Genomic DNA, 11,328 nt, shown 5'->3' on the forward strand with positions numbered 1-11,328 from the left:
GACGATGTGTTCGATGCCCGCCTCGAAGGCCTCGTCCACCGCATATTGGACGACGGGCCTGTCGACGACGGGAAGCATTTCCTTCGGCATCGACTTGGTCGCCGGCAGGAACCGCGTTCCAAGCCCCGCCACCGGTATCACGGCCTTCCTGATTTTCTTCATCGCAAATTCCTTCTGAGGAGATCGACTTCAATCCGTTCACAGGCCACGAAAATTCCCTCCATGTGCCTGCATCTTCACCTCCCCGCCCCGACGGCAAATTGTGCCGCCATTCTTCGCAACCGCACGGCGATCGGCATGCCCATATGCCTGACCGCCGCCGGGTCGCTGAGCGCAGTCCGGATCGCCTTGAGCGGGGACCGCGCCTTGATGTGCTGTACCAGTGACAGAAACGATGCCGCCTTGCGCAGGCTGCGGCCACGCCGCGCGAACGCGGCCTGCGCGGCCTCATCCATCCGATGGGTTTGAGCGAACACGGCATCCGCCCTGCGCATGGCTTCGACGTGGTGAAGCTCGAGCACGCGCGAGATGGAGGCGCTGCGAATATGGTAGGAATAGCCGATATCGGGCTCGACGACGCATTTTCCGCCGTTGGCCAGGGCGGCGGCAAAGAGGATGTAGTCTTCGCCGATCCTCAGCTTCTCGTCATAGCGAAGCCGGTTTTCGTTCAGGAACTCGCGCTGGAAGATCGGCTTGAGGTAGCCGAGGTTGAACTTGGATTCGAAGACGACGTTGCCGGCGATGTAGGTGGCCAGCGAAATCTCGCGCAAGCCTTCCAGATATTGCCGCGGAAACATCGCGTCCTCGATAACGCCGTCCTCGCGAACGACCTGCAGATTGTCGACGGCGATCTGGGCATCCGCGCTTTCGGCACGCGCGATCATCCTGGCGAGCCGGCCGGGAAAGACCGCATCGTCGGAATCGAGAACCGCGATCCATCTGCCGCGGGCGGCATCGAGGCCGGCATTCCTGGCGCCGCCCGGGCCGCGATTGCTTGGCAGGGCGATGACACGGACGATATCCCCGGGATAGGCCCGCGCAACATCGAGCGTCGCATCGCGCGACTTGTCGTCGACGACGATGATTTCGACGCTGACACCCTTCTGGGCGATGGCGCTGGCGATCGCCCGGTCAAGGGTCGTCTCGGCATTGTAGGCGGCAATAACGAAGGAAACATCGGGGATAGAGCTGACGTCAGGCTGCACGCTTGCCTCCCTGCTGTGGCGAAGGCTGGCCATAGAGGCGGATTTCGCGGATGCCGACGAGGCCGCTGACGACACCAAGATGCATAATGCCGCGCAGCACGCTGCGGTTCCTGCGTACCGGACTGACGACGACCGGAAGTGCCGAGGCGAAGCAATAGATGGCCTTTGCCGAGGCCAGGCCGACCTGCTTGGCCAGACCGATTCCGCTGGCGCTGCTGCCCAGGAGATGGCCATGCGTCTGGCCGACGCGGAAGCGGCGGCGGCCGAGCCAATCGAATGCCGCCCTGGAGCGCGGCACCACCTCGTCGACCCACGCCTCGGGCGAGAAGGCGATGCGGCCGCCTGCCTTGTGCATCTGGTCGAAGAATTCGGTGTCCTCGCCGCCGGTCTGGCCACGCGCCAGGCTGAAGCGGCGGCCGCGCAGGCTGTCCGAGCCCATCCGCAGCAGAACGTTGCAGGTGTAGCCGGTCTGGATCTCGCCGCGCACCCAGACGGGCAAGGTCGAATGGAAATCGCCGCGCCGCATCCAGTCCGGCGCGTCCGGGCGATAGCGCGCCCTGACCGGGCCGAGCACGGCGGCGGCACCGCTTTGCTGCGCCATCGCGACCAGTTCGGCAAGCCATGGCGTCGTGGCCGTCTCGTCGTCGTCGATGAAGGCGACGAAATCCGCGGTGCTCGCATCGAGGCAGGCGTTGCGGGCGATCGAGATGTTGCGCGCCGGGGCGTGCTGATAGTGGATCGGCACCGTCAATTCCCGCGACAGCGCCGCCACCAGGTCACGGGCCGATGGGGTGTCGTCATTGTCGGCGACGACGATGCGGACATCGAATCCCACCGGCATCTCCATGGCGTCGAGCGAGCGCAGCGTGTCGGCCAGTTCCGGCCGGCGGAACGTGCAGACGCCGATGTCGATGCTGCGGTCCTTTGCCGACACCGCCATCAGGCCACTCCTCGTCGCGAGCCGAGGCCGAGAAGCTGCAGCCAGAAGCCGACCGACCAGCCAAGATGCATGACCATGGCCGAGACACCGGCCAGCGCAACGTCGGCCTTGCGCTGGCGGATAGCCGTCACCAGCCCGTAGCCCAGGCAAACCGACGCCCACAGCAGCAGCGGCATCGCCGCCAGCCAGTGCACGAAGGAGAAGGCCGCCAGCAGCACCACCGGGAACACCAGCAGCGGCACCATCTGCCTCACCTTCGGGATGACGCGATGCTTCAGTACATTCTTGGCACGCCCGCGACCGTAGCCGAGATACTGGAAATAGAGGCCTGAGAGCGAGGCACGCGGGTAGTAGACCATCTGCGTCTTGCCGCTCATCCAGATCTTGTAGCCGGCCTTGCGCAGGCGATAATCGAGCTCGGCGTCCTCGTTGTGGCTGAACGTTTCGTCATAGCCGCCGACGGCGCCGAACGCCGATATCCGCATCAGTGCATGATGGCCGTGATCGATCCACTGTCCCTGCGAAAGATGCCTATGCTTCGAGCCGCCGGTGCCGAGCTTGGAGTTCTGCGCCGCGGCCGCCGCCTTCTGCACGGCACCGCTGCCGCTGGTGAGCATCGAAACGACAACCGAATCCGCTGATGTAGCCAGGGCTTCCTCGACCAGCCAGTCGCAATAATCGTCGGGATAACCGCCATGCGCATCGATGCGGATGAGATAGTCGGCACCATCGCCGAAAGTACCGACGGCGAGATTGATCGCCGCGCTCTGGATACGCCGCTTGTTGTGGAGCAGGATAACCCGCGGGTCCCTGGCAATGACGTCGTTTACGATGGAAAGCGTGCCGTCGGTGCTGCCGCCGTCGGCGACGATGATCCGGGCGCCAAGCCGGGCGGCCGCGGGCCGCAATTGATCGAGCAGCGCACCGATATGGGCGGCTTCGTTCAGGCATGGGATAACGATCAGGCTGGATGAGGGTTTTTCCGTCTGCGTCATCAACCTCTGTCCATCTTGCCTTTGTCCATCCCCTGCCATCCTATGCCAATGCCTCGGCGGCAAACGAACCGGGCACGGCCGTCAGGCTGCGCAGCCGCTCGACAAGCGCACGGCAATCGCTGCGATCGTAGCTCCAGGTCCTCGGGTTGCGCGCCAGAACACGCCCCTTCAGCCTGGCGAAGCGATGCTCCTCCATCTTGCCTAGCGCGGCTTCGAGCGCTTCGGGCGACGCTTGCGGCAACAGCACGCCGATATCCTGCTGCTTGAGGAACCGCCCGGTCTCGGTATTGCCCATCGAGATCGGCACCGCGCCGAAACGGCAACCCTCATAGAGCCGGTTGGGCAGAAGCCATTCGGAGTTCTGCCCCGCTTCGAAGAAATCGATCGCCCAGGAAAAATGGACATCGTTGTAGATCGCCGCCATGTCTTCCGGATTGCGGTAGGGCCCGAGAAACGACAGCCATGGCTCGGCCTCGACAAAGCCGTGAAAGTCAGGGAATTCCGACAAAGCCGGACGGCCGCGCAGCACGATCTCGAAGCGGCCCTCCGTGCGGCGGGAGAAATCAGCCAGCAGCTCGAGCGAGCGGCGGCAGCGCAGCGCGCCGAACCAGCCGATCCGCCATGGCGGGCCGACCGGGCTCTCTTCAGCCTCCGGAGCGCCGGGCACAATCGTCGCGGCCTCGAAATATTTGTTTTCGACCAGCTCGATGGGTGCCGCGACCTGGCCGAACGGCTTGAAATAATTGGCGATGAAAGCAGGCGAACTGGTCACCAGCAGCTTCACATCCCTGGCCAGAAATCGTTCGGTGGCACGCAGCGCCTTGCCCAGGACATCGTTGCGCAGCACAAGCCGATGAATGTCGAGGCACTCGTATACGATCGGAACCGATGCACCGAAGGCTGACCTGGCGCGGCGGGCAAGCGCCAGCATTTCCAGGTTGCGCGCGACGATGACATCCGGCTTTGGCATTCCGCCCAGCTTCGAGCCTATCGAAACGGCTGCTTTGGCTACGGCCGCGAGGCGTTGGCCGAATCGCCCGTCACGCGTCCCGCCGAGGTCGATCGGGCGCAGTCCCTCGATATCCGCAATCGGATTCGCGGTGCGACGGAAGCCGGCCAAGGTGACCTGGGCCCCACCTGCCCTGAGCATCGTGATCCGCCGGCGCACCGCCGGGTCGGAAACGTCGTGCACTAGGTACAAGACATGCAGCATAAAAACTCGACCGCTGTTGGCCCACCCAAGGGAATGCTAGTACAGCTCTTGCTGCATCGCAACATTTTTGCTGCACCAATCCACGTTTTCTGTTGCACTGCAAAATTATTGCCGTAGTTTGTGGTCGGCGGCGGTCGTGGATTTTCGGGCTCGAAAATCCACGTAAAAAATCAGGAATCCTGAATTTGGAAGCCAATGCATTCGATCCGCCAGAAGGCTCCTTGCGCAAATCGGTTGGGCGCGGCGCGGTTGTCACGGCCATGGCGCAATCGGTGCGGGTCGCGACACAGATTCTGTCGGTTGTCGTGCTGTCGCGGTTGTTGTCGCCACAGGATTTCGGTGTCGTGGCGATGTGCGCGCCGGTGCTTGCCTTTATCGCACTGTTCCAGGATTTCGGCCTGACCCAGGCAACGATCCAGAAATCAGGCATCCGGCATGAGGAGGTGAACTACCTCTTCTGGATCAATGTCGCCGTCAGCGCGATCCTGGCTTGCGTGCTTGCGGGTGCGGCGCCGCTGGTTGCTGCCTTCTACGGCGAGCCGCGCGTGACAGGTCTGGTGGCTGCGTTCGGGCTGCAGATCATGGCCTATGGGCTTGGCGCCCAGCATCTGGCGCTCTTGACGCGCCGTATGCAGTTCGGCCGGCTGGCCGTCATCGACGTCGCCAGCGCCATCGCCGGGCTTGCCGTGTCGATCGCCTGGACCTTCATCGATCGCTCCTATTGGGCCCTGTTTGCCGGCACGCTGACCGGTGCCGTGCTGCCGACGCTCTGCTACTGGGCGAGTTCGCGCTGGCGTCCGGGCCTGCCGCGCAAGGTCGCCGGCATCGGCGAGCTGATCAATTTCGGCGCCGGCATCACCGGCTTCAACTTCGCCAATTTCTTTGCCCGCAACCTCGACAACGTGCTGATCGGCAAATATTGGGGCGAGGCGCAGCTCGGCCTCTATGACCGCGCCTACAAGCTGCTTCTGTTTCCGCTGAGCCAGATCACCAATCCCTTGTCGAAGGTGATGGTTCCAGCACTTTCCAGGCTGAAGGACGAGCCGGATCGCTACCGCAGCGCCTATCTGCGCGTGATGCCGCTGATCCTGCTGGTGGCGCTTCCCGGTGTCGCCTTCGCCACCGCGATGTCGGATGTGCTGATCCCCTTCGTGCTCGGCGAGCAATGGCGCGCAAGCGCCTCGATTTTCCTGGCGCTCGGCTTTGCCGGGCTGCTGCAGCCGCTCAACAATCCGGCGGGGTGGCTTTTCGTCAGCCAGGGCCGCTCCGGCGATTTCATGCGCTGGGGCATCATAACGGCCGTGACGTCGGTGCTGGCTTTCATGCTCGGCCTGCCCTATGGCGCGCTGGGCGTGGCGATCGCCTATGCGATCAGCGAATATCTGCGGACGCCTTTCCTATGGCTCTATGTCGGCAAGAGCGGACCGCTGCAGGCGCATCATGTGCTGCGCGCGGCAACGCCGTTCGTGCTTGGCGCCCATCTGGCGCTGGCCGCGATCTGGTTCGTCAAGCCACTGCTGCCGCAGCAGCATGTCGTCGCCCTGGCCAGCAGCGCCGTGTTCGCCTACCTCATCACAATCATCATCGCACTGGCATTCGCCTCCGGCCGCGAAGCCTTGCGCGAGGCACTCAGGATGCTGCCGGCAAGGCTGCCTGCGGCAGCGCCGCGCGAAGCGCAATAATTTGGGCGTCTTCGACTGCTACGGACATCTCCTCCAGGACCAGGTCTGAACCATGCACTACCGATCGATCTCCGATATGAACGACGCCATCGTCAGGGGCCTGCACCGGCTGCCGCGCGACATCGACCTGGTCGTCGGTGTGCCGAGAAGCGGCGTTTTGGCAGCGACGCTGGTCAGCCTTGCCGCGAACATCCCGATGACCGATCTCGACAGCTTCCTGGCTGGGCGAATCTACACATCAGGCGTCACCAAGCGCCGGGCCGCTCTCGACCGCAAGGTTTCCGAGATGCGCAAGGTGCTGGTGATCGACGACAGCGTCGCCGGCGGCAACGCCATGCGCGACGCACGCGCCCGCATCCAGGCTGCGGGCATCGAGGCGGACTTCACCTTTGCCGCCGTGTTCGGCCTTGAGCCCCTGCACCAGGAAACCGACCTCGTCTTCGAGGTCGTGCCGCATCCGCGCATGTTCCAGTGGAACTTCATGCATCACAAATTCCTGGCGCAATGCTGCGTCGACATTGACGGCGTGCTGTGCCTCGACCCGACAGAGGCGGAAAACGACGACGGCCCGGCCTATGAGAAATTCCTCAGCGAAGCGCGGCCGCTCCATGTCGCGACCCACAGGATCGGCTGGCTGGTCACCAGCCGGCTGGAGAAATACCGCGCGCTCACCGAGGCATGGCTCGCCAAGCATGAGATCAAATACGACCAGCTGATCATGCTCGATCTGCCGAGCAAGGCGGAACGGCAACGACTCGGCGCGCATGGCAGTTTCAAGGCCGATTTCTACCGCAAGTCCGATGCCATCCTGTTCATCGAGAGCGAGCACGAACAGGCGCTGAAGATCACCGAACTGTCAGGCAAGCCGGTGCTGTGCGTCGAAACGCATATGGTCAGCTTCCCCGACGCGCTGTCGCTGCCGGCACTTGGCCAGGCGGCCCGCAACCTGCCGGCAAGGCTGCGGCAGATCAAGTCGCAAGAGGGCCGCAAGAGCGCCGCCAAGACCATTGCCCGCGCACTGCTTGGCGCCCGCGGCTACGAGACGCTGAAAAGCCGGGTCAAGCGTCCGGCCTGACCTGCTCAGGCGGCGTCGTCAGGCCGCCTGTCGCGCGCGCTGCTGCATGACCCTGTCCAGTATCGAGAAGAAGGTGATGAACTGGCGATCGGGATCGAGTTCCGGGCGCCCGGCGAAGCTGCGAGCGAGACCGGAAAGCCGGTCATATTCCTGGTTGTCGTTCCACAGCCGCCTGACGGCCGCGACCCAATCGGCCAGCGGAGCATCGTAATCCAGCACCACGCCACCGGAGCCGACAGCCTCGGGCAGACCGCCGCGCCGCGAACCGATAACGGGGATTCCGCTGCAATGGGCCTCCGAAGCGACACGGCCCCACGCCTCTTCCCACTTGCTGGGAGCAAGCAGGATCTTCGTGCGACCATAGACCGTCTTCATGTCGCTGGTGCGGCTCTCCAGGACGACATTGCCCAAGGGAGCGATCGTCTGTTCGATCCGCGCCCGGTGATCGTCGTCGAGCTTCCAGCTTTCGACGAACAGGAATGGAATTTCGCGGCAGGCGCCGGCAATCCGCACCGCGAGCTCAAATCCCTTTTCCTCATAGGGGTTGATCAGCGTGACGAACTGGCCCGTCGTCGGCGTCGAGTAATGCGCCGGGTTGATGGTTGGCGGGATCACTGCTGCCTCGATGCCGAATTCTTTTTTGTAGGTTCGCGCGGTGAAATCCGAATTGGCAATGTAAAGCGCCGAATGCAATTCGCGCAGATCGCCGCCCAGTTCATGGAACTCGACATTGCGGAGATAAACGACCAGAGGCACGCCCTCCGCCTGCAGCGCCTTGCCGATCGGAACCGATTTGTGACACTGGACCACGGCGACATCGGGCTTCAGCCTGTCGACGGCATAACCCGCCGCTTCCCAGGGAAACCAGGCCCGCACCACCGGATAGCCGGGATAGCTGTCGACAACCGCCGGCTGCCGCAACAGCTTCATCTTGGCGCGCGCCTTGAAGCCGAAGACACCGTCACCGAACAGGGCGGCGAGCACAGCGGCTTCATGACCGTGCTCGATCAACTGTTCGGCCAGATGATGCGTGCTCGACTGAACGCCGCCACTGAACTCGGGCGGGTAGCCGTTGCCGCCTGCAAAGAGAACTTTCATGATCGGGCTCCTTGTCGCATCTCGTATTCCTTGCTCGGAGACAACAGGCAAAGGCCGCCGCCTCGCTTTCGACGTCAGGCAAGTTTCGGCGGCTCCAGATTGGCGAAGGGATTGGTACAGGATTGCCAGCCGGTAAACCGGATCGGGTCGTTGGGCGAACTGCGCCAGGCGTAGTCCGTCAGCATATGGAATTCGGCGATGACCCAGCGGTCGAAATGCAGCAGATCTTCCCGCTTCCGCCGGGGCAGCAAGCGACGCGCGGCGCCCAGTTTGAGCTCCTCCACCAGGGTGACGGCGTCACTCAGTTTTTCGCTTGGAAAGTTCCATGGATTCCGGTCGCGGAACGCCAGCACGAACTGCTGCAGATGCTCGATGCGGATGTTCAACTTGCCAAGGTATTTTTCCAGCGTGACGCGCACCAGATCCTCGTCCGAGAAGGAGGAAACGGTGGCGTAGGCGACCCCTGTCGAGACCACTCCGCCAGCCAAGACGGCCAGGGCCGAGCGTCTGGAAATCTCGATCATGCGATACCTCCTTTCACGCGATCCGGCTCGCCGCCCGCAAGGACAGCGCTGCCGCGGTCAGGCTCGGGTTGGCGCAGGAGCAGCTCGGATAGGTGCTGGTGCCGACGACGACCAGGTTTCTGAGCTGATGGTGGATCATGCCGCTGTCGACCACAGAATCGGCCGGGCCGGTGCCCATCCTCAGCGTGCCCTGGACGTGCGATTCGGTCGGCCGAATGCCGCGGTCGAAGAGCTTTTCGACCGGCAGCGGCGCCAGAAGGTCAGGCAATTTCTCCAGAGCACGCGCCATGCCCTTCACCGCGTAGTCCGATGGCGCCTTGAAGCTGACGAAGGCATTGTCATCCGCGTCAAGCGTGACGTAGTTCTCGGGGTCGAGCAGGTTCTCGGTGACCACGACCAACGGCAGCGCCTGGCGTAGCCGCCCCTTTTCGGCACGCATTCCGTGCTGCCAGCGGTTCTCGAAATAGACCAATGCCGCCGCATGCTCCGATCGGTGAGGACCATCATAGAGACCGAAATTCAGGCCTGTTGTGATGGTGCTGCCGTCGAAATTGTCGACGCCGTCGAGATAGACCTCGAAATTCCAGCCGTAGGATTCATGCAGGCCGCTGCCGACAAATTCGCCGCCCAGGCCGGATCGCAGCATGATCGCCGCGCTCTGGATGGCATTGGCGCCGAGAATGAAGAGATCGCCGCTGACCTGGTATTCCTTGCCGTCATGGCTGAACGTGACCGAACGGACAGCGCCGCCGACGTGATCGAGCCGGCGCACTTCCGCACCGAGGCAGACCGAGATGTCGGGATGCTCGAAGACGTGCATCAACCCGTTGTTGACGGTGAATTTGGCGTCGACCGGGCACAGCCAGCAACGCAGATTGGCACAGCACGAGCTGCGCTGCGCGGTCGGCACGCGAGCCCGCGCGGTTGGCATGACGAAGTGCTGGTCGGGCTGCGCCGCCTTCATCATCCTGTCCGGTGTCGACATGCGATGCGGCGGTTGCGGAAACGGCTTCGAGCGGGGCAGCATCGCCGCCATGTCGGGGTCGCCGGAGATCGACATGATGTCTTCCGCGTCGCAGTAGAACGGCTCGACGTCGTCATAACTGATCGGCCAGTCATTACCGATGCCGTAGGTGCTTTTCAGCCGGAAATCATTGGGATGAAATCTTGGCGTCTGCGCGAACCAGCAATTCGTCCCGCCACCCAGTCCGATCGTGTAGTTCCACGGCTTGTCGGAATTGGTCTTGTAGGTCGTCTCGTCTTCGATGTCGGTGTTGACGTTCTGTTCGAGCTGCCATTCATGGGTGTTGTGGCGTCCCCACTCCAGCACCAGAATGCGCGCCTTTCGGCGCCTGGCGAACTCATGCAGGAAGAAGGCCGAACCGAAGCCGGAACCGATCGCGACGAGATCGAAATGATCCTTGGTGATTTGCTCCGGCTTTACGTCCAGCACCATCAGCTACAACTCCACACAGAAATACGCGCTCAGCCCCAGCGTCCGCAGGCCGTGTGCGGACCGGTCTTGCATCCGTCTGCCAGGGCCCGGTCTCATGCCGCCATTCTGCCGATCGAGTGATATTCGATGCCATGGCGGGCGATGACCTTGGGGTCATAGAGGTTGCGGCCGTCGAAGATGACCGGCGTGGTCAGCGCGTCCTTCACCGCGTCGAAGGACGGCGCGCGAAAGCTCTTCCATTCTGTGGCGATCAGCAGCGCATCGGCGCCGCGCAGCGCCGCCTCCTTGGTGCCGCACAGAAGCAGGTCGTCGCGCAGCCCGTAGATGGCCTGGCATTCCTGCATCGCCTCGGGATCATAGGCCTGCACATTGGCGCCGGCCTTCCAGAGCGCCTCCATCAGGACGCGCGCCGGCGCCTCACGCATGTCGTCGGTGTTGGGCTTGAAGGCCAGACCCCAGAGCGCAAAGGTCCTGCCTTTGAGGTTGCCCTTGAAATAGCGGTCCACCTTGTCGAAGAGAACCGATTTCTGTGCGTTGTTGCGCTCCTCAACGGCGCGCAGCAGCTTGGCGTCGAACTTGACGCCTTCGGCGGTCTTGATCAGCGCCCGCACATCCTTCGGGAAGCACGAGCCGCCATAGCCGAGGCCCGGATAGATGAAATGGTAGCCGATGCGCGGATCGCTGCCGATGCCCTTGCGGACCTCCTCGATGTCGGCGCCGAGTTGTTCGGCCAGATTGGCCATCTCGTTCATGAAGCTGATCTTGGTCGCCAGCATGCAGTTGGCGGCATATTTGGTGAATTCTGCGCTGCGCACGTCCATCACGATCATCTTCTCGTGGTTGCGATTGAACGGCGCGTAGAGTTCGCGCATCACAGCCTCGGTGTCCTCGCTGTCGGTGCCGACGATGATGCGGTCCGGCTTCATGCAGTCGGCAACCGCGGACCCTTCCTTGAGGAATTCCGGATTTGAAGCGACATCGAAAGCCAGGTCCTCGCGGCCTCTTTTCTTCAGCGTGTCGGCGATCCTGGCCTTCACCTTTTCGCAGGTGCCGACCGGCACCGTCGACTTGCCGACGACGATCTTGGGTTTGTCCATTTCGCGGCCGATGGTCTCGGCGACTGCCAGCACATATTTGAGG

General features: G+C 63.1%; 11 protein-coding genes. 2 read left to right on the forward strand and 9 right to left on the reverse strand.

Translation table 11 applies throughout. The features are described 5' to 3' along the window. The 5 genes from EN949_RS27520 to EN949_RS27540 all read right to left on the reverse strand — a co-directional run. The coding region (locus EN949_RS27520) for a sugar phosphate nucleotidyltransferase (RefSeq protein ID WP_245472521.1) at positions 1 to 162 on the reverse strand (162 nt) is incomplete at its 3' end. Positions 163 to 236: 74 nt separating this feature from the next. Continuing rightward, on the reverse strand, positions 237 to 1,205 hold the full coding sequence (locus EN949_RS27525; RefSeq protein WP_127370853.1) for a glycosyltransferase family 2 protein: 969 nt from the start codon (positions 1,203 to 1,205) through the stop codon (positions 237 to 239). Next, positions 1,195 to 2,145 (reverse strand): glycosyltransferase family 2 protein, encoded by a 951-nt coding sequence (locus EN949_RS27530; protein WP_127367191.1) that lies wholly within the window; start codon positions 2,143 to 2,145, stop codon positions 1,195 to 1,197. The genes EN949_RS27525 and EN949_RS27530 overlap by 11 nt, the downstream gene beginning before the upstream one ends. Beyond that, the gene (locus EN949_RS27535; RefSeq protein ID WP_127367192.1) at positions 2,145 to 3,140 is read right to left on the reverse strand and encodes a glycosyltransferase family 2 protein; all 996 of its coding nucleotides are present in this window, start codon (positions 3,138 to 3,140) and stop codon (positions 2,145 to 2,147) included. The genes EN949_RS27530 and EN949_RS27535 overlap by 1 nt, the downstream gene beginning before the upstream one ends. A 40-nt stretch (positions 3,141 to 3,180) precedes the next feature. Then, positions 3,181 to 4,353: a glycosyltransferase gene (locus EN949_RS27540; protein WP_127367193.1), complete on the reverse strand. Its 1,173-nt coding sequence runs from the start codon at positions 4,351 to 4,353 to the stop codon at positions 3,181 to 3,183. Positions 4,354 to 4,538: 185 nt separating this feature from the next. Here EN949_RS27540 and EN949_RS27545 point away from each other — a divergent pair, with 185 nt between their 5' ends. Both EN949_RS27545 and EN949_RS27550 read left to right on the forward strand, forming a co-directional pair. Continuing rightward, positions 4,539 to 6,035, forward strand: a complete 1,497-nt coding sequence (locus tag EN949_RS27545; protein ID WP_127370854.1) for a lipopolysaccharide biosynthesis protein — start codon at positions 4,539 to 4,541, stop codon at positions 6,033 to 6,035. Between the two features lie 52 nt (positions 6,036 to 6,087). Beyond that, positions 6,088 to 7,110: a phosphoribosyltransferase family protein gene (locus EN949_RS27550; protein ID WP_013528105.1), complete on the forward strand. Its 1,023-nt coding sequence runs from the start codon at positions 6,088 to 6,090 to the stop codon at positions 7,108 to 7,110. 18 nt (positions 7,111 to 7,128) lie between these two features. Here the strand turns inward: EN949_RS27550 and EN949_RS27555 are convergent, their stop codons facing one another. From EN949_RS27555 to EN949_RS27570, 4 genes are all read right to left on the reverse strand, one after another. Continuing rightward, positions 7,129 to 8,208 (reverse strand): glycosyltransferase, encoded by a 1,080-nt coding sequence (locus tag EN949_RS27555; protein WP_127367771.1) that lies wholly within the window; start codon positions 8,206 to 8,208, stop codon positions 7,129 to 7,131. A 74-nt stretch (positions 8,209 to 8,282) separates the two neighbouring features. Next, complete coding sequence (locus EN949_RS27560) at positions 8,283 to 8,732, reverse strand: hypothetical protein (RefSeq protein WP_127370855.1); 450 nt, start codon at positions 8,730 to 8,732, stop codon at positions 8,283 to 8,285. Between the two features lie 13 nt (positions 8,733 to 8,745). Continuing rightward, a complete protein-coding gene (locus EN949_RS27565; protein ID WP_063169883.1) occupies positions 8,746 to 10,188 on the reverse strand; it encodes a GMC family oxidoreductase in 1,443 nt (480 codons plus the stop codon). 92 nt (positions 10,189 to 10,280) lie between these two features. Beyond that, positions 10,281 to 11,328 (reverse strand): UDP-glucose/GDP-mannose dehydrogenase family protein (locus EN949_RS27570; RefSeq protein ID WP_164782557.1); only part of this gene is annotated, 1,048 nt, incomplete at its 5' end.

It is taken from the genome of Mesorhizobium sp. M7A.F.Ca.US.007.01.2.1, from assembly GCF_003998165.1.
Classification (GTDB): domain Bacteria; phylum Pseudomonadota; class Alphaproteobacteria; order Rhizobiales; family Rhizobiaceae; genus Mesorhizobium; species Mesorhizobium ciceri.

Coding starts and splice junctions, on each gene's coding strand:
- EN949_RS27530 (WP_127367191.1), bottom strand. CDS start 2,145: ATGGCGGTGTCGGCAAAGGACCGCAGCATCGACATCGGCGTCTGCACG.
- EN949_RS27535 (WP_127367192.1), bottom strand. CDS start 3,140: ATGACGCAGACGGAAAAACCCTCATCCAGCCTGATCGTTATCCCATGC.
- EN949_RS27540 (WP_127367193.1), bottom strand. CDS start 4,353: ATGCTGCATGTCTTGTACCTAGTGCACGACGTTTCCGACCCGGCGGTG.
- EN949_RS27550 (WP_013528105.1), top strand. CDS start 6,088: ATGCACTACCGATCGATCTCCGATATGAACGACGCCATCGTCAGGGGC.
- EN949_RS27555 (WP_127367771.1), bottom strand. CDS start 8,208: ATGAAAGTTCTCTTTGCAGGCGGCAACGGCTACCCGCCCGAGTTCAGT.
- EN949_RS27560 (WP_127370855.1), bottom strand. CDS start 8,732: ATGATCGAGATTTCCAGACGCTCGGCCCTGGCCGTCTTGGCTGGCGGA.
- EN949_RS27565 (WP_063169883.1), bottom strand. CDS start 10,188: ATGGTGCTGGACGTAAAGCCGGAGCAAATCACCAAGGATCATTTCGAT.